Here is a 19,693-nt window from a genome sequence, read left to right as displayed (position 1 = left end):
TGCGGGAATCGCATTACCATCACGGTCTTTCGGGCCGCAGGCGGCCCATTTCATTACCAGGAGATGGCATGGCTGTTCCGTCAGGCACGGAAAAGGCGCAGCTCGGCGGCGAGGCCGGGCAGATCGAAATGTTGGTGGACCGTCCCGCCGGCGCGCCGCGAGGCATCGCCGTGGTCGCGCATCCGCATCCGCTGCTGGGCGGCTCGGCCACGCACAAGGTGCCGCACCAGTTGGCCAAGGCGCTGGTGGCACGCGGCTTCCTGACCGTGCGGCCGAATTTCCGCGGGGTCGAGGGGTCCGCGGGGCAGCATGACCAGGGCAGCGGCGAGGCGCAGGACATGCTCGCCGTGGTCGCCCATCTGCGCGAGGCCCATCCCGGCCTGCCGCTGGCACTGGCCGGCTTTTCCTTTGGTGCGTTCGTCATGGCCAATGCCGCCGCCACGCTGGCGGCGCGGTCCGTGCCGATCCGCCACCTGTTGCTTGCCGGCACGCCTTACGGCACCGTCAAGGCGCACCGCAGCTATGACACGCCGGCCGTTCCCGCCGATTGCCTGGTGGTCCACGGCGAGCGTGACGAGCGCGCGGAACTCGGCGCGCTGTTCGACTGGGCGCGCCCGCAGGGGCTGCCCGTGGTAGTGGTGCCGGGGGCGGACCACTTCTTTACCGGCAAGCTGCCGCTGCTGGTCCGTATCGTCGGCGGCTACCTGGATCGTCCCGAGGCCGGGGCGGCCGCCTGACGGCTTAAGGGCGCCAGGCCTCAGGCGTTCGGCATCGCCGGTGCGCCGCCGATCGGGTCGGGATGGATCTGCATCAGCGCGGCGCGCTTCTCCAGCAAGTGCTGGCGCAGGATGGCCGCCAGCCGCTTGCCGTCGCGGGCTTCCAGCGCGTGGATCATCTCTTCGTGATCGTGCACGGCGCGGTCCCATTTGTCGGTCTGGTGGTTGGAGCGGAAACGCATCGCCTTGAGCCGCCGGTTGAGCGTCAGGTAGGTCTGCTGCAGCGTCTGGTTGCGCGCGGCACCGGCGATGCGGTCGTGGATCTCCTGGTTGCGGGCGTAGTAGCCGGGCAGGTCGTTCTGCGCGCGGCAGGCCAGCATGGCGTAGTGCAGCGCCTTGATCTCGGCCAGCTCCGGCGGCGTGATGCGCTCGCACGCCAGCTCCCCGGCAAACGCCTCCAGGCCGCTCATCAGCTCGAAGGCTTCCCAGGCCTCGGCCTCGCTCATCCGTGACACGCTCGCGCCGCGGTTGGGCGAGATCTCGATCAGCCCCTCGGCGGCCAGCACCTTCAGCGCCTCGCGCAGCGGCGTGCGCGAGATGCCCAGCGTTTCACACAGCTCGCGCTCATTGAGCTTCATGCCCGGCGGCAGCACCCCCTCGACGATAAAGTTGCGCAGGTGGTCGACCACGGTGTCGTGCAGCCGCTGGCGCACAACCCTGGGCAGGAGCGGGGCGGCGGCTGCACCGGTGCCGTCCGGAGTTTGCATGCAATGTCCCTGTTATTGGCGTTGCGCCATTCTAAGACATTGCCGGCGGGCGGCGGCCCGCTCCTCGCCTATCGCGCCGGACCGCGCAGCGGCATGCCGTTTTCACGCGGCGCCTGGGAGCCTTCGCCCCGTCCGATCAGCGCCACCGACAACGCCGACACCACCCCCGCAAAGGCAACGTAGGCGCAGATCTGCCAGGGCTTGCCGCCGCCCGACTTGAGCAGTGCCGTGGCGATGATGGGCGTGATGCCGGAGGCGAAGATTCCCGAGAACTGGTAGACGAACGAGATCCCGGTGTATCGCACCCTGGCATCGAACAGCTCGCAGAACAGCGCAGCTTCCGGGCCGTAGACCGCGGCGTAGAGGATGCCGAACGGCACCACGATGGACAGCCACAGCAGCATGGTGTTGCCGCCGCTGTTCAGCATCAGCCAGAACGCCGGGAAGGCGGACAGCGCCGTGATCAGCGAGCCCCAGAAATACACGCGGGTGCGGCCGATGCGGTCGGACAGGTGGCCGAAGAACGGAATGAAGAAGCACATCGCAATGGCCGCCGCCATTACGCCGACCAGCGCTTCAGTCCGGCTGATATTGATGGTCTGGGTCAGGTAGGTGATCGAGAACACGCCGAAGATGTTGAAGAAGACCCCGTCGATATAGCGTGCGCCCATGCCCTTGAGGATATTGCCCGGGTAGCGCCGCATCATGTCGACAAAGGGAATCTGGGTCTCGGCATTGCGCTGCTTGATCACGGCGAATTCAGGTGTCTCCTTGACGTTGAGGCGGATATACATGCCCACGAACACCATCCCCGCCGAGATCAGGAAGGCCACGCGCCAGCCCCACGCCAGAAACTGCGCATCGGTCAGGGTCAGCGACAGCAGCGCCACCACGCCGGATGCCAGGCACAGTCCGATCGCCAGCCCGATCTGCGGCAGCGACGCATAGAAGCCCCGTTTGCCCGGCGGTGCGTACTCATAGGCCATCAGCACCGCGCCGCCCCATTCGCCACCCAGGCCGATGCCCTGCAGCACGCGCAACAGCAGCAACAGGATCGGCGCCAGGATGCCGATGCTGTCATAGGTCGGCACCAGCCCGATCAGGAAGGTGGACACGCCCATGATCATCAGCGTGATCACCAGCATGCTCTTGCGGCCAACCTTGTCGCCAAAGTGCCCGAAGATCACGCCGCCCAGCGGCCGCGTGACAAAGCCCACCGCAAAGGTGGTGTAGGCCAGCATGGTGGCCACCAGCGGGTCATTGCCGGGGAAGTACAGCTTGTTGAAGACCAGGCCGGCGACCACGCCGTACAGGAAGAAGTCATACCATTCGATGGTGGCGCCGATCACGGACGCCAGCGCGACCTTGCGGATCGCCTGTTCGTTGGGGCTTGTCATGCTTGTCTCCTCTGGTGATGGGCGGCGTCCTCTGGAAGGATGGTTATGGACGCCGGATGCACTGCAGGGTTTGGCCTTGTTATGGGTGCCTGGCCTTGGTTGTTCGCAATCAGGATTGGCGCAGGCCGCTCAGGCGGCTGCTGCCATCTTGGTTGCCACGTCGACGGGATGCACTTCCCGCCGTGCGTCTTCGCGGATGAAGTCGGCCGCGCGCTCGGCCATCATCACCACCGGCACGTTGGTGTTGCCTGAGACCAGCGTAGGCATCACCGAGCAGTCCACCACGCGCAGCCCGCCCACGCCATGCACGCGCAGGCGCGCATCGACCACTGCCAATGGATCGGCGGCGGGCCCCATTTTCGCGGTGCCCGACGGATGGAAGATGGTGGCACCGTACTCGCGGCAGAAATGCAGGATCTCGTCGTCGCTGCGCACCTCGTCGCCCGGCCGGAACTCGCGCTTCATCAGGCCGCGCATCGGTTCGGCCTGCGCCACGCGCCGGGCGTAGCGCACCGCTGCCACGGTGCAGCGCCGGTCCAGCTCGGCCGACAGGTAGTTGGGCTGCATCGACGGCGGCTCATACGGATCGGTCGAGCGGATCCGCACCGTGCCGCGCGACTCGGGCCGCAACTGGCATACCGAATAGGTGCAGCCGGAGAAGGGATGCACCGTGCCGCCCGCCATGTCGGCGGACAGGGTCGAGAAATGGAACTGCGTGTCCGGCGTGGCGCTTTCCTGCGGCAGTGCGCGGCAGAACATCGCGCCCTGGTTGATGCCGATCGCCAGCGGCCCCTTGCGCATCAGCAGCCATTCCAGGCCCATGCGCGCCTTGCCCGTCAGCGAGCGCAGCTGGTCGTTGGTGGTGATCGGCTTGGCCACCTCGTAGATCAGTCGCACCTGCAGATGGTCCTGCAGGTTCTCGCCCACGCCCGGCAGGGCATGCACCACCGGTACGCCCAGGTCCTGCAGCAACGGCGCCGGGCCGATGCCCGACAGCTGCAGCAACTGCGGCGACTGCAGCGCGCCCGCGCACAGGATCACCTCGCGCCGCGCCCGCAGGATATAGGGCTGGCCATGCTGGGTGTAGCGCACGCCCACGGCACGCTTGCCTTCGAACAGGATCCCGGTGGTGTGGGCATCGGTCTCGACGCGCAGGTTCGTGCGCCCGCGCGCCGGGCGCAGGTAGGCCACCGCGGTGGAGCAGCGCCAGCCGTTGCGGGTGGTGAGCTGGTAATAGCCCACGCCCTCCTGGTCGCCACCGTTGAAGTCGGTCTTGCGGGGCAGGCCCAGCGCCTGGCCGGCGCCGATGAAGGCATCGACCAGCGGATGCTGCCGGTCGATCGAGGTCGCGTTCAGCGGGCCGTCGGTGCCGCGCGTGGGGCCGGCGCCAAGGTCGTTGTTCTCGAGCTTGCGGAAGTAGGGCAGGCAGTTGTCCCAGCTCCAGCCCGGATTGCCCAGCGTTTCCCAGTGGTCATAGTCCTCGCGCTGGCCGCGTACGTAGATCAGGCCGTTGATGGCGCTGCTGCCGCCCAGCGTGCGGCCGCGCGGCCAGTAGATGCGGCGATCGAGCATGTTGGGATCGGGATCCGTATAGAAGCCCCAGTTCACTTGCTTGTGGAACATGGTCTTGCCATAGCCGATCGGGATATGGATCCACGGGTAGCGGTCGGGCGGGCCGGCCTCCAGCAGGCAGACCGAATAGCGGCCGTCTTCGCTGAGCCGGTTGGCCAGCACGCACCCGGCCGAGCCGGCGCCTACCACGATGTAGTCAACGGTTTGCGACATCGTCGCTGTCTCCTTTTTTGGCCGGCAGGCACGTAACCATCCGGCTTGGATCTATAATCTGAAACATTCTGTTCCGGATTTTATTTTTCAAAGCCGGAATGGAAAGCTCAATCGCGAGGAGACGCCGGTTGTGAAACAGAACGTGCAATTCCCGTTTCAGAATCGCACTGCAGCAGAAGACGGGGCGGTGGAGGACGATGCACGCAGCCTGCGCGTGCTGATGGTGCTGTCCAGCCTGGCCAGGGCGCAGCACCCACAGACGCTGTCCCAGCTTTCGCAGCGGTTGCATGTGCCCAAGGCGACACTGATGCGCCTGCTGGCCGCCATGGAGCGCACCGGCTTCGTGGTCCGCATGCCCGCCGAGCGCGGCTATGTGCCCGGCCCGGGCGCCGCGTCGCTGGCACTGCAGACCCTCAGGAGCCCGCCGATGCTGCGCGAGTGCCGCGCCATCCTGGCCAGGCTGGTGGCGAGCCTGGGCGAGACCTGCAACCTCACCGCGCTCGACGGCGACCGGGTCCTCTATGTGGAGCGGGTCGAGACGCACGAGCCACTGCGCCTGCAGCTGTCGCCCGGCATCCACGTGCCGCTGCACTGCACCGCCAGCGGCAAGCTGTTCCTGTCAGCGATGAACCGGCTGGAGCGCCAGCACATGCTCAGGCGGCTGGACCTGGCCCCGCACACGCCGCGCACGCTGTCCGATGTGCCGGGACTCAACACCGAGCTGGACCGGCTGGGCGCGCGCGGCATCGGCGTGGACCACGAGGAATTCGTGCGCGGCATGTGCGCGGTGGCAGTGCCGGTGCGCGAGCCGGATGGAGAGGGTTCAGGCCGGGTGGTGGCCGCGATTGCCTGTCATGCGCCGACTGCGCGGGCTTCGCTTGAGGCGCTGCTGCAGGCGGTGCCGACGTTGCAGGGCGCGGCGAGGGAGATGGCTGCGGTGCTGTGCGCGCACTGAGCCGGGCCGGCTTCCCGTTCAGCGCTTGCGAACGCCGGCCGCCGCCACCGCGCGCGCGGCCAGCAACGGCACTGGCTCGGCCACGAGGGTCTCGCCGGCGCGACGCATGACGAGCTCGCGAAACAGGCGCGCCGGCGTGCGTGGCGTGAGTTCGTCGTTCCAGACCGCGACCACCGGCTCCACGCGGCTGCCGAGTTCGAAGCGAAGCACTCGCGCCACCTTGGCCAGGGTGAGCTGCGCGGCAATGCGCTCGGGGAACACCGCGAGGAAATGACCCGCCTGCAACAAGCTGGCCGTGGCGGCCACATCGCTGGTGCGGATGCCCAGCGAGGGCGCCGGCGCCCCTAGGGTATGAAACGCCGTGTGCAGCAGGTGAAGCATGCGCGAGCCGGCCACCGGAATGCACCATTGCTGCCCGGACAGTTCCCGCGCCGCCAGCTTGCGGCGCGTGAGCAGCGGATGGTCCAGGCTGGCGACAATCACCACCTTCTGCGCCGGGACTACCGGTGCCGTGCGCAGCGCGGGTAGCGACAGGCGCGGATCGTCATAGGCGAACAGCAGGTCCAGCGAGCCATCCACCAGTTGATCCGCCAGTTCGCCGATGCCGCCTTCGATCACGCTGATCTCCACGCGCGGATGGTCACGGTAGAAGTCGCTCATCGCCCGCGCCAGGAAGGGCTGCACCGACATCGTCCGGAACGCGATGCGCAACGCCCCCTGGCTGCCGGCACGCACTGCCTGCAGCGATTCGGCGAGCCGTTCGAGCTGCGCCAGCAAGACCGCCGCATGGGCTGCCATCTCCCGTCCGGGCTCGGTCAGGTGCAGGCCGCGGCGGCTGCGCTCGAACAGCGGCATGCCCACGATGTCTTCGATCTCGGCCAGGGTCTTGGACACCGCGGCGGGGCTGACATGAAAGCGCGCGGCGACGGCTGCGGCGGTTGGCATCTCGCTCAGCGCCAGCATGATGCGCAGGTGGCGCAGCTTGAGGCGGCCAAGCAGGGTATGGGCGAAGGCTTCGGCGGGCATGGGGCAGGCGACGATCGGCGGGGCCGGGTGGCTCATTCTACAAGTTAACCATTTGCTCAACAAACAGCGATTTTTATTCGCTTTTGGTATCGGAACCGATCCCATATAGTCGGCGCATCACCTGATTCATTCCAAGCCATCACGAGGCAATCAGACCTCAGGAGGAGACCCATGGAAGCCATGAGCCATTTGCGCTCGATCATGCGCGGCATGCTTGCCGGCGCAGCCTTGCTCGCAGCCACTTGCGCAACTGCCGCACCCGCGTGGCCCGACCGGCCGCTGCGCCTGGTGGTGCCGTTCCCGGCCGGTGGTTCCTACGACATCATCGGCCGCACACTCGCGCGCAAGCTGGAACAGCGGCTGGGGCAGCCGGTGATGGTGGAGAACATCGCCGGTGGCGCGACCGTGCCGGGTGTGTCGTCGGTGCTCAAGGAGAAGGCCGACGGCAACACGCTGCTGCTGGCCAGCGACGGCACGCTCAGTATCAATCCGTTCACAATCAAGGGCCTGCGCTATCGCCCCGAGACCGACCTGACGCCGGTGACCATCGTCAGCACCGTGCCGCACTGGATCATCACGCGCGCCGACCGCAAGGAGATGACGCTGGGCGAGCTGAAGACGCATATCCAGCGCAATCCCGGCAAGGTGTCGATCAGCATCAACGTCGTCGCGGGGGCTGCGCACCTCGGCCTGGCCGACTGGAAGCGCCGCAATGGCCTGGATTTCACCATCGTTCCATACCGCGGCTCGCCGCCGGCCATGGCGGACCTGATCGGCGGCCAGACCTATGCGCATGTCGATGTGATCGGCTCTTCGGTCAATTACGTCCAGGATGGCAAGGCCAGGCCCCTGGCTACGCTGCAGGCGGAGCCCGTCACGCAGTTTCCCAGCCTCGAAACGCAGAAGGCGGGCGGCACGGATGTGCTGCAGGTACGCGGCAACCTGGCGCTGGTGGTCAAGGCGGGTACGCCGGCCCCGGTCATCGACCGGCTCTACAGGGAAGTGAAGGCCAGCGTGCAGGAAGCGGACTTTGCCGCGCGCCTGCAGACGCTTGCCTATGAGCCGGTACTTTCCACCCCCGAGCAGGCCCGCCGCTTCCTGCAAGCGGAAACGATCCGCTACGGCGCCATTGCGCGCGCAGTCGATCTCGAATCCAACTGAACCGTTCACGCTGTCGGAGCCAGTCCATGCGTTTTGTCATTGCCCTGATGCGGCATGAAACCAATACCTTTTCGCCGATTGCCACGCCATTGAGCGCGTTCAACCGCGGCAGCACCGCTGGCCCGCTCTACGGCGACGACGCGGTGCGTGCGTGCCAGGGCACCAACAGCGCCGCGGCCGCGTTCATCGACCTGGTACGCCGCCAGGGCGACGAGTTCGTGATGCCCCTGATGGCGAACGCGGTGCCCAGTGGCATGGTGACCGCACAGGCATTCGAGTCGATGGCGGCCAGCATTGTCGAGGCGGTGGGCGCGGGCTGCGATGCCGTGATGCTGGACCTGCACGGCGCCATGGTGGCCGAGGGCTATCCGGATGCCGAAGGCGAACTGCTGGCACGCATCCGTGCCGCCGCGCCCGAGGTGCCGATCGCGGTATCGCTGGATTTCCACGCCAACTTCAGCGCTGCGCTGGTTGACAATGCGACCGTGATCGCCGGCTACTGCACCTATCCCCACGTGGACGTGTACGAGACCGGCGCACGCGCCGCCCGTACCCTGATGGCGGCGCTGCGAGGCGAGGCCCGCCCGGTCCTGTTGTGGCGCACGCTGCCGATGCTCACCCACATGCTGCGCCAGACCCCGCGCGCGCAACCCATGAAGGACATCATGGAGCGTGCGATGGCGGCCGAGCGCGATGGCGAGGTGCTCAACGCCTCGGTGTTTGGTGGTTTTCCGCTTGCCGATATCCCGCATACCGGCCTGGCCGTGGTGATCGTGGCGGATGCCGCCAGGGTCGACGCAGGGCGGCGCCTGCTCGACGAGCTCTGCGGCATGGCGTGGGAACGCCGGGCTGATTTTGTTTTTCCGATCGAGCCGATGGAGGAATCCATCGCGCGCGCCAAGACGCTCACGCAGGGCCCGGTCGTGCTGGTCGACCATGGCGATAACTGCGGCGCTGGCGGGCCGACGGATGAAATGACGGTGCTGGGCGAAGTCCTGCGCCAGGGGCTCGAAGGCGTGGTCGCCGGGCCGTTCTGGGACCCGGGCGCGGTGGCGGAACTGATTGCCGCCGGCGTCGGGCAGTCCGTCACACTGGATGTGGGCGGCAAGACCGACATGCCCGCGCTGGACCTGAAGGGCCGTCCGTTGCGGCTGAGCGGCCGGGTGCAGTGCATTACCGACGGCAACTACCAGGTCACCGGCCCGATGTTCACAGGCATGAAGCTGAGCCTGGGCCGCACCGTGGTGCTGGATGTCGCCGGCACGCTGGTCGTGATCTGCGAGAAGCCGCAGGAGCCGTTCGATACCGGCGTGTTCACGCATGCGGGCATCGACCTGTCGCGCCGCAGGTACATCCTGATCAAGTCGCGCCAGCACTTCCGCGCAGGGTTCGAGCCGATCGCCAGCGAGATCGTGCTGGTGGCCGGCCCCGGAGTCTGCAGCTCTGACTACAGCCAGTTCCCGTTCCGCAACCTGCGCCGCCCGATCTATCCGCTGGAAGTGCACACTGCGCTCGAGGCCGCCTGAGCGCATCCGCCGCCGTCAACCGGAGTAATCCGTATGCTATTTCCGAACCCCTTGCGACGGCTGGCCGCCGCGCTGGCATTGGCCCTGGGTGCCAGTGCCGTTCCTGCCATGGCTGCCCCCGCCAGCGGCGACGCGCCCGTGCGCATCGTGGTCGGCTTCGCGGCCGGTGGCGCGCTGGACATCTTCGCGCGCGCGCTTGCTGAAAAGCTGCGTGTTTCGCTCGATACGCCTGTCCTGGTCGAGAACCGCCCCGGCGCATCGGCGCGGCTGGCGCTGGAGAACGTCAAACGCGCGCCGCCGGACGGCAAGACGGTGCTGATCTCGCCCGCGCCGCCGTTCACCATCTTTCCGCTGACCTACAAGCGCCTGGCCTATGACCCCGACAAGGACCTGGTTCCGGTCGCCTACCTGGCCGACGTGCCGCTGGTGGCGTCCGCCAGCGTCAACCAGCCCTATCGGACCATGCCGGAATACCTGGCATGGGTGAAGCGCAACCCGGACAAGGGCGGTGTCGGGCTGGTCACGCTCGGCGGCAGCATTCATTTCGGGGTGCTGTCGCTCAGCAAGTCGATTGGCGTGCCGTTGCTGCCCACTGCCTATCGCGGCGCCGTCATGATGCTGACCGATGAGATCGGCGGCACGCTGCCGCTGGGTATCGATGCGGTGGGGGGGCAGATGGAGCTGTACCGGGCGGGCAAGATCCGTTTCCTCGGCGTCACCGGGACCCGCCGGTCGGCGCTGCTGCCTGATGTGCCAACGCTGGCGGAGGCGGGCGCGCCGGGTTTCGAGGCGGCGTCAGGCTGGTACTCGGCCTTTGTGCCGGCGGGGACGCCGCCGGCTGCGGTGGCGAGGATCGAGAAAGCGCTGCTCGACGCCGTCAAGGATCCCGTGGTGCGCGACAAGATGTCGGCGCTGGGCATGGAGATGAACGGCAAGCCGGGGGATGCCCTGCGCAAGCTCATCCAGGCGCAGCGCATGCAGTGGGGACCGGTGGTCGCGGCTTCGGGCTTTACGGCCAGCGAATGAGGTGAGCGGGCCAGGCGACGGTGGCGCGGGTATCGCTTGCTGCCTACCCTGATTGCGCAGGGCCGTGCCGCAACAGCCGGCCAACCCGCTCACGCAACATCGGCAGCACCTCGTCCTCAAACCAGGGATGCTGCTTGAACCACGGCTGGTTGCGCGGTGACGGATGCGGCAACGGCACGAAGCCGGGCGCGTAGTCCTTCCATGCCCTGACGGTCTCGGTCAGCGTCGGCTTGCGGCGCGCCCCGAGGAAATGGCGCTGCGCGTACTGGCCGACCAGCAAGGTCAGCTCGATCGACGGCAGTTGCGCCAGCAGCCGGTCGAGCCACAATGGCGCGCACTCGCGGCGCGGCGGGTTGTCGCCGCTCTTGCCGCGTCCGGGATAGCAGAACCCCATCGGGATGATCGCGAACTGCGATTCGTCGAGGAAGGTGGCGGCATCGACCCCGAGCCACTGCCGCAGGCGGTCGCCGCTCGCATCGTTCCAGGGAATGCCGGTTTCATGCACGCGTATCCCCGGCGCCTGGCCGACGATCAGGATGCGCGCGTCGGCCCCGACGCGCACGATCGGGCGCGGGCCCAGCGGCAGGTGTGGCGCACAGGCGCGGCAAGCCCGCACTTCGGTCAGCAGGGCATCGAGCGAGGCGTAGCGGAGCCGGCTCATCGTCACTGCGCCATCACGCGTGGTTGCCTGCCACCTGCCGCGACAGGAAGCTGCAGGTGGCCACCAGCACTTTCGCGCACTCAGGGATGCACGTCTCCATCCGGTTCTTCGGCCCTGCCACGGCAATGGCCAGGGTCTCATTGTTCAACGTGAGGAAGGTCGCGACGGCCCAGACGTCGCTGACGTTCTCGCCGCGCGTGACGAAGTAGCCGGCGCGCCGGCTTTCCTGGATGTCGCGCACGAGGGCCTCTGGGTCGGTCTTGGTGGCCATGGTGATGGCGGGCAGTTCCCGGCCGGCCAGCCAGCCGCGCAGCTCCTGCTCCTTCAGGCCGCCCAGGATGGCCTTGCCGATGGAGCTCGAGTGCAGCGGCTTGAACTCCCCCGGCTTGGCCGTGTAGCGGATCGCGTGCACGCCTTCGATGACCTGCAGGTAGATCACGGATTCACCCTGCCGCTTGCCAAGGATCACGGTTTCCCGCGTGGCGTCGCGCAGCCGCTCCAGCACCGGCGTGGCGCGTTCCACGAACGGGTCTTTCTCGGTGATGTCGCGCGCCACGTCATAGATGCGCCGGGTGGGATAGAGCGCGCGCGGACGGGTGAGGGAATAGAGGTAGCCGCGTGCCATCAGGGTCGAGACGATGGCGTGGCAGGTGCTCTTGGGAATGTCTATCGCCTCCGCCAGCTCCGTCAGCGACAGCGGCCGCTGGTTTGCCTGGAAGGCTTCAAGGATATCGATCACCCGCTCGATGGCGGTCACCGTGACGCCGGACATAGTCCCCTCCTTTCGCTTGCACCTGGCTGGAAGAAATTCGGCCGGCTGAACAAACGCCGGCGGCGTGGCCGTATTCCGCTGCATTGTACTCATTTGTTCGAGATACGGAACTAGCGTTCTTGTGCCGGAATAAACCCCCGCCTAGCATCCATTCAAACCAGTCGGGAGGCAGAACAGCGTGTACGCAGCTAAGGACATCACCGTGGAGGAGCGCGCCGGCGGCGCGCTATGGATCACGATCGACCGGGCGCAGAAACACAATGCGCTGGCCCGCCACGTGCTGGCGGGATTGGCGCAGGTGGTGAGCGCCGCGGCGGCGCAGCCCGGGGTGCGCTGCATCGTGCTGACCGGCGCCGGCCAGCGCTTCTTTGCGGCAGGCGGCGATCTGGTCGAGCTGTCCGGCGTGCGCGACCGGGAGGCTACGCTGGCCATGAGCGAGCAGGCGCGCGGTGCCCTGGATGCGGTGCGCGACTGCCCGCTGCCGGTGCTGGCCTACCTGAACGGCGATGCCATCGGCGGCGGCGCCGAGCTGGCATTGGCCTGCGACATGCGGCTGCAGTCGGCGAGCGCGCGCATCGGCTTTATCCAGGCGCGGCTGGCCATCACCTCGGCCTGGGGCGGCGGCCCCGACCTGTGCCGGATCGTCGGCGCGGCGCGGGCCATGCGCATGATGAGCCGTTGCGAGCTTGTCGATGCGCAGCAGGCGCTGCAGTGGGGCTTGGCCGATGCGGTGGTCACGGACGGACCCGCCGGCAAGGACATCCACGCCTTCCTGCAACCGCTGCTGGGCTGCGCCCCGCAGGTGCTGCGCGGCATCAAGGCGCAGACCGCGGCCAGCCGGCGCGGCGAGTCGCATGACGCTGCCCGCACCATCGAGCAGCAGCAACTGTTGCATACCTGGCTCCATGCGGACCATTGGAACGCTGCCGAGGGCATCCTCTCCAGGAGGGCCCAATGAGCAACGCTGAGCTGTCCATGACGGATGCGGGCGCCGAGCCGGCCTTGCGGCCGGTCAGCCAGAGCGGCATCGAGGTTCCGGCGAGCGTGGATGCGGCGGCGGTCCATCCGGACAGGATCGGGGACCCCGGCAGCTACCCGTTCACGCGCGGCATCTTTCCCGATGGCTACCAGGGCCGGCTGTGGACCATCCGCCAGTACTCGGGATTCGGCACCGCGGAGGAGTCCAACGAGCGCTACAAGTTCCTGCTGGCGCAGGGCCAGACCGGCCTTTCAGTGGCGCTGGACCTGCCGACCCAATGCGGCTTCGATCCGACCCACCCGATGGCCCGGCCGGAAATCGGCAAGGTCGGCGTGTCGCTGTCGAACCTGAGCGAGGCCGAGATCCTGTTCGACGGCCTGGACCTGTCAAGGATCTCGACCTCGTTCACCATCAACGGTACGGCCGCGATCGTCTATGCCATGTACCTGGCCGTCGCAGACAAGCAGAACGTGCCGCGCAGCAAGCTGACCGGCACGATCCAGAACGACATCCTGAAGGAGTACGTCGCGCGCGGCACCTGGATCTTCCCGGTGCGGCCGTCGATGCGGCTGATCGCCGATTCGATCCTCTATTCGAACGAGGTCTCGCCACGCTTCAACCCCATCAGCATCGCCGGCGCCCATGTGCGCGACGCGGGGGCCACCGCGGCCGAGGAAATGGCGTACACCCTGGCCAACGGACTGGCCTATGTGGACGAGCTGCGTGCCCGGGGCGGCGACGTGGAGAAGTTTGCCAAGCGCCTGTCCTTCTTCTTCTACGTGCACATGGACTTCTTCGACGAGATCGCCAAGTTCCGGGCGGGCCGCCGGCTCTGGGCGCGCCTGATGAAGGAGCGCTATGGCGCCAGGGATGCGAAGGCCCAGCATTTCCGCTTCGGGGTCGTCTGCGGGGGATCGTCGCTGGTGGCGCCCCAGCCTTACAACAACGTGGTGCGGGTGGCGGTGGAGACCATGGCCGCGGTGCTGGGCGGGGCCCAGTCGATCTTCACCTGTGCCTTCGACGAGGCCTTCCAGATCCCGACCGAGTTCTCCGCCGAGCTGGCCGTGCGCACGCAGCAGATCATCGCCTATGAAAGCGGCATCGGCCGGACCGTCGATCCGCTGGGCGGCAGCTACTTCCTGGAGCAGCACACCGACCGGATGGAGGCGCAGATCGTCCACGTGATGGACGAGATCGAGGCGTACGGCGGCGTGATCCCTGCCATCGAGGATGGCTGGATCCAGATGCGGCTGGCCGAGCGGGGCCTGCAGCGCAAGCTGGACACCGATTCCGGCCAGACCGTCATCGTCGGCCAGAACCACTTCAGGAAGGAGGGGGAGGAGATCCGGGTCGGCGAGGTGTTCACGCTGGATCCGACCGTCGCGCAGCGGGCCCTGGAGAAGTTCCAGCGCGTGCTGGATACGCGCCAGCAGTCAGCCGTGGACGCATCGCTGGCCCGGCTGACGGCCGCGGCCGCCAGGGACAGCGAGAACGTCATGCCCTATCTGGTGGATTGCTGCCATGCCTATGCCACGGTCGGAGAGATGGTGGCTTGCCTGAAGCAGCAATGGGGCGAATTCAAGGAGCCGGTGAACCTATGAACACCTTGCAAGCCGCCGGCGCGTTGTCCGGCAAGCGGATACTGATTGGCAAGCCCGGCCTGGACGGCCACGATATCGGCGCGAAGATCATCGCGCTGACGTTGCGCAATGCCGGTGCCGAAGTCATCTACACCGGCCTGCGCCGCAGCCCATTGCAGATCGCGCAGGTCGCTGTCGACGAGGGCGTTGACGCAGTCGGCCTGAGCATCCTGTCTGGCAGCCACAAGGAGCTGGTGGGGGAGGTCATCGCCCAGCTGCGCGAACTCAATGCGCATGACATCAAGGTCTTTGTCGGCGGCACCATTCCCGCCGAGGACCAGCCCTTCCTGCGGACGCTGGGGGTCACCGCTGTGTTTACCGCCGACATGCCGCTGGAGACGGTGGTCAGCAATCTGGGCAGGAGCCTGGCGTGAGCGCGCCCCTTGCCGGCATCCGCATCATCGAAGTCGGCCACATGCTTGCCGGGCCCTACTGCGGGCTGATGATGACCGACCTGGGCGCCGAGGTGATCAAGATCGAGACCCCGGAAGGTGATATCGGCCGCACCATCAGCCCCCATTTCATCGGCCCGCACAATGCCTACTTTGCCAGCCTGAACCGCAACAAGAAAAGCGTGGTGCTCGACCTCGCCAGCGAGGCAGGGACGCTGGCACTCGGGCGGCTGTTGCGGCAATCCCATGCGCTGGTGACCAACCTGCGTCCGGCGGCGGTGCGCAAGCTCGGGCTCACCTACGAGGTGCTGCGCCAGTGGAATGAGCAGCTGGTCTGCGTGGCCGTCACCGGCTACGGCCTTGACGGCCCCTATTCGGACAGCCCGGCATACGACTATGTGATCCAGGCCATGACCGGGGTCATGGCCTTGACGGGAGATCCGGCGGCACCGCCCACCAAGGCCGGCTACTCGGCGGTGGACAACTCGGCTGGCCTGGTTGCCGCAGTGGGCTTGCTGGCGAAGATCGTGCAGGGGCGGGGTGGGCAGGTGGACGTGGCCATGTACGACGTGATGCTGTCACAGCTCAACTACCTTGCCGGGGCCGCCCTGAACGCGGGGGAGACCATCGAGCGGCTGGCCGACTCGTCGCATCCCTACCTGGTGCCCGCACAGATCTTCCCGACCGCCAAGGGCTGGCTGACGCTTTTCATCACCCATGACCGCTTCTGGAAGACCTTCTGCGAGGAGGTGGACCGGCCGGCGTGGACCACGGATCCGCGCTTTGCCACCATGGCGGGCCGCCGCGCGCACCGTGCCGAGGTGATACCCGAGATTGCCGAGGTGCTGCGCTCCGCCCCGGCGGCGCAATGGGTGCGGCGCCTGGGGCCACAGGGCGTGGTGGTGTCGGAGGTGGGCACATTGAATGAGGCGTTGGGCAGCGACATCACCGCTGCGCGCTCGCTGATCGTGGCGCTGGGACAGGGCGAGTTGCCGCTGCGCGCGGTGGCAAGCCCGATCCGCTTCTCGGATTACGAGCCGAGCTATGGCCTGCCGCCGTTGCTTGACGAGCATCGCGATGAAGTCCTGGGCAAGGTGGCGCCATGAACCCGTCCTCGCTCGACCGGGGCGCGCTGGGCCGGACGCTGACCCGCATCGCCAACGCCACGCCCGCGGAGCTGGTGCAGCGAGCGCAGCGGGATACCCCGCTGCATCCGGCCAGGCGCATCGGCATGACCGGTGCGCCCGGCGCGGGCAAGAGCACCCTGTTGGGCCACCTCGCCATGGCGCGCGCGTCTAAGGGGCGCCTCGGCGTGCTCGCGGTGGATCCCAGCAGTCCCAGGAGCGGCGGCGCCATCCTCGGGGACCGGATCCGCATGGATGAGCTTGGCACCAGCCCGGAACTCTACATCCGCTCGCTGGGCTCGCGCGGCACCTCGGATGGCCTGGCTGACAACCTCCCGGAGATGCTGGATGCGATGGATGACTTCGGCTTTGCCGAGGTGCTGCTGGAAACGGTCGGTGTCGGCCAGACGGAATACGCGGCGCGCGCGCAGGTCGATACGCTGGTGCTGCTGTTGTTGCCGGACAGTGGGGACATGGTGCAGGCGATGAAGGCGGGAATCATGGAAATGGCCGATATCTTCGTCGTCAACAAGGCAGACCTGCCGGGCGCCCAGCGCATGGCCACGGATATCCGGCGCATTGGCGCCATCACGCGGCATGCGCAGGGCGCGTGGGTTCCGCCGGTGCTGCTGACCGCGGCATCGCGTCCCGCCTCGGTCAGTGCCCTGTCCGATGCCATCGACCGGCACCAGGCGTGGCTGGCTGCCGCCGGGCGGCAGGCGGCCTTGCGCAGGCAGCGGGCCCGCTACCGGCTGAAGCGCCTGCTCGAGGTCCAGGTCGCCGAGGTGGTCGCCAATCAGGACGATGAATTCCTGGCCCTGCCACTGCGGCAGCAGCTGTCCCAGGCCTGGACCCAGCTGGGCAAAGCCATTGGCGCGTAGCGCTGCCAGTCCGAACAACGCCGGAGCCGCAAGCACCATGTCGCGCGAAAGAATCAAGGCACTCAAGAAAACCATCCGCACCGCCGGCCGCGCCGAAACCCCGGCGCACCAGGTGCCAGATGTGCGGGCGGCCGCGCTGGCGCTGCTGCGGCACAGCGTCAGGATGCGGCACGAGCGGCTGGCGGTAATCCGCCTGCTGGACGCGATCAGGCTGCGTGCCGACATAGACGGGGAACTGTGGCGCTATTTCGAAACGGTGGAAAGCGTGCGGGCAAATCCGGGGCAGTTGCGCAGGCTCAGGAAAGCGCACCTGTCCGCATTGGCCAGCCCGGCCGGGGCAGAGGCAGCGCCACCAGGCGGGATGCGGGCGTGAACGGATGCAGTGCAATCTGTCGACAGGAGGGGAGATGCGGATAAATAGAAAACGAGTGCCTGAAGGCCGGGCAAGGCGGATCAGGTGGCCGGCTGCGTTGCTGGGCATGGCCGGCCTGGCCCTGGCCGGACCGGCTGCGGCCCAGTTCAGCGACGAGTCGGTGAAGATCGGCGTGCTGGCGGACATGTCAGGGCTTTACTCTGACATGGGCGGCAACGGCCTGGTCGAGGCAGTGCGGATGGCGATTGCGGATGCCGGCGGCGAGATCAACGGCAAGCGCATCGAGCTGGTCCACGCCAACCATGCCGGCAAGCCCGATACCGCGGCCACGCAGGCCCGCGAGTGGTTCGACCGGCAAGGGGTGGACATGATCATCAGCGGGCCCAGTTCCGGCACCAGCCTGGCGGTGGCCAAGGTCGCAGCGGAAAAGCAGCGCCCGGTCATGGTGACCGGCGGCGTGGCGGCGCAGCTGACCAATGAGGAGTGCTCGCCCTATACCATCCACTATCTCTATGACACCGTGGCCCTGGCCAGGGGCACCGGTGCCGCCATGACCAGGCAGGGCGGACGGTCGTGGTACTTCCTGACGGTGGACTATGCCTTTGGCGCCTCGCTGGAGAAGGAGACCGCGGCGGTGGTCACCGCCGGCGGCGGCAAGGTCCTGGGCAGCGTCCGGCATCCTTTGTCCGCCTCCGATTTTTCCTCCTTCCTGCTGCAGGCCAAGGCATCGCGGGCCCAGGTCCTGGGGCTGGCCAACGGCGGCGGCGACACCATCAATGCGATCAAGGCGGCCAACGAATTCGGCATCTCCAGGTCGATGAAGATCGCGGGGCTGATGCTGTTCATCACGGATGTGCACGCCCTCGGCCTGGGACTGACCCAGGGCATCACCCTGACCGAAGCCTGGTACTGGGACCAGAGCGATGACTCAAGGAAGTGGGCAGGGCGGTTCCAGGACAAGATGAAGAAGAAGCCCACCAGCATGCAGGCGGCCAGCTACTCGGCGACACAGCACTATCTGCGCGCGGTGAAGGCTGCCGGCACGGATGCCGCCGCGAAGGTGATCGCCGGCATGAAGGCCACCCGCATCAACGATATGTACGCCCAGAACGGCTATATCCGCGGAGACGGACGCATGGTGCACGATCTGCGCCTGATGGAAGTGAAGAGCCCGGCTGAATCACGCCAGCCGTGGGACTACTACAAGGAGGTGCAGCGGATTCCCGGGGAGCAGGCCTTTGCTTCCAGGGCGGAATCCCGATGCGCGTTCTGGAAGTGAGATGTGTGCAGTGGAAGTTTGATCAAGCCGATCCACCGTATCGGCGGGCAAGGCAGCACGTTCCCCGTATCAGTCAAACCATAGGAGACACCGATCATGACAGCAATGCCATCCCGGGCTGCGGCCCAGCCGTTGCAGGCCGCTCCCTCAGAGCAGGTGCGCGCAGCCATAGCGCGCGGGACCGACCTGCCCATTCTCGACCTGGGCCCCTACCTGGCTGGCGTGCCCGGCGCGCTTGAGCAACTGGCCGCCGACGTCAAGCTGATCCAGGAGGAGCTGGGGTTCTTCTCGGTGATCAATCACGGCATCCCGCACGCCCTGATCGACGAGTCGTTCCGCCAGACCGCCAAGCTCTTCGAGATCCCGATGGAAGAGAAGCTCAGGCACCGGGTCGGCTATCACCACCAGGGCTACCTGCCGCCGAAGGCATCCATCCTGAAGTCCGAGGCGATCCGGACCAAGATTGCGGAGAACACCAAGAAGGATACCAATTCGGCCTGGCTTTTCATGCGCAACCGCACCGAGGACGACCCCCAGGTGCGGGCCAATGTGCGTCATCGTGGCCTGAACCAGTGGCCGGAGAGCCTGCCGGAGTTCCGCCAGACGCTGTACGACTACCAGTTGTCGATGGAGCGCCTGGCGCTGAAGTTCCTGCCCATCTACGCCAGGGCGCTGGAGCTGCGCGCGGACTATTTCGACAGCATGTTCAAGGCGCCGGAATACTACCAGCGCTGCGCCTACTACCATCCTGAGGAACACCTCGACGAGGGCCAGTACGCGCTGGCGCCGCATTCCGACGGCAGCTTCCTGACCTTGCTGCCGATGACCCCGGTGCCCGGCCTGCAGGTCATGACCCCGTCGCGCGAGTGGCTGAGTGTCAGCTACGTCAAGGACGCGCTGATCGTCAACACCGGCCAGATCCTGAACCGCCTGTCCAACGACCGCTTCATCGCCACGCCGCACCGCGTGGTCAATCCGCCGATGAAGCGCTATGCGCTGACCTTCTTCTTCTACCCGGACGATGACGCCAATGTCGGGCCGATTCCGGAATGCGTCAGGCCCGGGGACGAGATCAGGTATGACTCGCGCTCGTTCTATGACTTCTTCGTGCCCTACCTGGACGATCTCTATCACTACAACGACGCGGAGTTCATGAAGGAGTCGGAGTCGCCGGGCTCGCTTGCGCGGAGCCAGTAGGGGAGCAGACCGATTTCCATGGGCTGAGGCGGTACC

The 19,693-nt window shown here is 67.1% G+C and carries 19 protein-coding genes; 13 read left to right on the top strand and 6 right to left on the bottom strand.

Going from position 1 to position 19,693, the window contains the following annotated elements:
- Positions 1 to 68: 68 nt before the first annotated feature.
- Positions 69 to 737 carry an alpha/beta hydrolase gene (locus AC3WRI_RS06450; protein WP_492292875.1) on the top strand — a complete coding sequence of 223 codons (669 nt, stop codon included), beginning with the start codon at positions 69 to 71 and terminating at the stop codon, positions 735 to 737.
- 20 nt (positions 738 to 757) lie between these two features.
- Here AC3WRI_RS06450 and AC3WRI_RS06445 read toward each other — a convergent pair whose 3' ends face one another.
- The 3 genes from AC3WRI_RS06445 to AC3WRI_RS06435 form a co-directional block, all read right to left on the bottom strand.
- Positions 758 to 1,483, bottom strand: a complete 726-nt coding sequence (locus tag AC3WRI_RS06445; protein WP_011617507.1) for a GntR family transcriptional regulator — start codon at positions 1,481 to 1,483, stop codon at positions 758 to 760.
- 68 nt (positions 1,484 to 1,551) lie between these two features.
- Positions 1,552 to 2,880, bottom strand: a complete 1,329-nt coding sequence (locus tag AC3WRI_RS06440; protein WP_010810329.1) for an MFS transporter — start codon at positions 2,878 to 2,880, stop codon at positions 1,552 to 1,554.
- A 129-nt stretch (positions 2,881 to 3,009) separates the two neighbouring features.
- Positions 3,010 to 4,665: a GMC family oxidoreductase gene (locus AC3WRI_RS06435; RefSeq protein WP_010810328.1), complete on the bottom strand. Its 1,656-nt coding sequence runs from the start codon at positions 4,663 to 4,665 to the stop codon at positions 3,010 to 3,012.
- A gap of 130 nt (positions 4,666 to 4,795) precedes the next feature.
- Here AC3WRI_RS06435 and AC3WRI_RS06430 point away from each other — a divergent pair, with 130 nt between their 5' ends.
- Positions 4,796 to 5,620 (top strand): IclR family transcriptional regulator, encoded by an 825-nt coding sequence (locus tag AC3WRI_RS06430; protein ID WP_058696504.1) that lies wholly within the window; start codon positions 4,796 to 4,798, stop codon positions 5,618 to 5,620.
- An 18-nt stretch (positions 5,621 to 5,638) separates the two neighbouring features.
- Here the strand turns inward: AC3WRI_RS06430 and AC3WRI_RS06425 are convergent, their stop codons facing one another.
- Positions 5,639 to 6,682, bottom strand: coding sequence for a LysR family transcriptional regulator (locus AC3WRI_RS06425; RefSeq protein ID WP_234788061.1), 1,044 nt, complete (start codon positions 6,680 to 6,682; stop codon positions 5,639 to 5,641).
- Between the two features lie 135 nt (positions 6,683 to 6,817).
- On the opposite strand from AC3WRI_RS06425, the gene AC3WRI_RS06420 reads away from it, so the two are divergent.
- The 3 genes from AC3WRI_RS06420 to AC3WRI_RS06410 are packed head-to-tail and all read left to right on the top strand — an operon-like array spanning position 6,818 to position 10,359.
- Positions 6,818 to 7,807, top strand: a complete 990-nt coding sequence (locus AC3WRI_RS06420; protein ID WP_439671996.1) for a Bug family tripartite tricarboxylate transporter substrate binding protein — start codon at positions 6,818 to 6,820, stop codon at positions 7,805 to 7,807.
- A gap of 26 nt (positions 7,808 to 7,833) precedes the next feature.
- Entirely contained in the window at positions 7,834 to 9,333 is a 1,500-nt protein-coding gene (locus AC3WRI_RS06415; protein WP_010810324.1) for a M81 family metallopeptidase, read from the top strand.
- A gap of 33 nt (positions 9,334 to 9,366) precedes the next feature.
- A complete protein-coding gene (locus tag AC3WRI_RS06410) occupies positions 9,367 to 10,359 on the top strand; it encodes a tripartite tricarboxylate transporter substrate-binding protein (RefSeq protein WP_492292873.1) in 993 nt (330 codons plus the stop codon).
- 43 nt (positions 10,360 to 10,402) lie between these two features.
- Here AC3WRI_RS06410 and AC3WRI_RS06405 read toward each other — a convergent pair whose 3' ends face one another.
- Positions 10,403 to 11,020, bottom strand: a complete 618-nt coding sequence (locus AC3WRI_RS06405; RefSeq protein ID WP_011617504.1) for a uracil-DNA glycosylase family protein — start codon at positions 11,018 to 11,020, stop codon at positions 10,403 to 10,405.
- Between the two features lie 13 nt (positions 11,021 to 11,033).
- Entirely contained in the window at positions 11,034 to 11,792 is a 759-nt protein-coding gene (locus AC3WRI_RS06400; RefSeq protein ID WP_010810321.1) for an IclR family transcriptional regulator, read from the bottom strand.
- A 178-nt stretch (positions 11,793 to 11,970) separates the two neighbouring features.
- On the opposite strand from AC3WRI_RS06400, the gene AC3WRI_RS06395 reads away from it, so the two are divergent.
- The 8 genes from AC3WRI_RS06395 to AC3WRI_RS06360 all read left to right on the top strand — a co-directional run bounded on the left by AC3WRI_RS06395 (position 11,971) and on the right by AC3WRI_RS06360 (position 19,657).
- Positions 11,971 to 12,750, top strand: coding sequence for an enoyl-CoA hydratase/isomerase family protein (locus AC3WRI_RS06395; RefSeq protein WP_011617503.1), 780 nt, complete (start codon positions 11,971 to 11,973; stop codon positions 12,748 to 12,750).
- A complete protein-coding gene (locus AC3WRI_RS06390) occupies positions 12,747 to 14,372 on the top strand; it encodes an acyl-CoA mutase large subunit family protein (protein ID WP_010810319.1) in 1,626 nt (541 codons plus the stop codon). Before AC3WRI_RS06395 ends, AC3WRI_RS06390 begins: the two co-directional genes overlap by 4 nt.
- Positions 14,369 to 14,785, top strand: a complete 417-nt coding sequence (locus AC3WRI_RS06385; RefSeq protein ID WP_010810318.1) for a cobalamin B12-binding domain-containing protein — start codon at positions 14,369 to 14,371, stop codon at positions 14,783 to 14,785. Before AC3WRI_RS06390 ends, AC3WRI_RS06385 begins: the two co-directional genes overlap by 4 nt.
- Positions 14,782 to 15,909 (top strand): CaiB/BaiF CoA transferase family protein, encoded by a 1,128-nt coding sequence (locus AC3WRI_RS06380; protein ID WP_010810317.1) that lies wholly within the window; start codon positions 14,782 to 14,784, stop codon positions 15,907 to 15,909. The genes AC3WRI_RS06385 and AC3WRI_RS06380 overlap by 4 nt, the downstream gene beginning before the upstream one ends.
- Positions 15,906 to 16,808, top strand: coding sequence for a methylmalonyl Co-A mutase-associated GTPase MeaB (meaB, locus tag AC3WRI_RS06375; RefSeq protein ID WP_010810316.1), 903 nt, complete (start codon positions 15,906 to 15,908; stop codon positions 16,806 to 16,808). Before AC3WRI_RS06380 ends, meaB begins: the two co-directional genes overlap by 4 nt.
- 37 nt (positions 16,809 to 16,845) lie before the next feature.
- A complete protein-coding gene (locus AC3WRI_RS06370) occupies positions 16,846 to 17,181 on the top strand; it encodes a hypothetical protein (RefSeq protein ID WP_010810315.1) in 336 nt (111 codons plus the stop codon).
- Between the two features lie 106 nt (positions 17,182 to 17,287).
- Positions 17,288 to 18,460: an ABC transporter substrate-binding protein gene (locus AC3WRI_RS06365; protein ID WP_037023437.1), complete on the top strand. Its 1,173-nt coding sequence runs from the start codon at positions 17,288 to 17,290 to the stop codon at positions 18,458 to 18,460.
- A 96-nt stretch (positions 18,461 to 18,556) separates the two neighbouring features.
- Complete coding sequence (locus AC3WRI_RS06360) at positions 18,557 to 19,657, top strand: isopenicillin N synthase family dioxygenase (protein WP_492292871.1); 1,101 nt, start codon at positions 18,557 to 18,559, stop codon at positions 19,655 to 19,657.
- Positions 19,658 to 19,693 lie beyond the last annotated feature (36 nt).

This window comes from Cupriavidus sp. FW305-27 (assembly GCF_058787995.1).
Note: the sequence above shows the minus strand (reverse complement) of the source record. Positions and strands in the feature narration are given on the sequence as shown.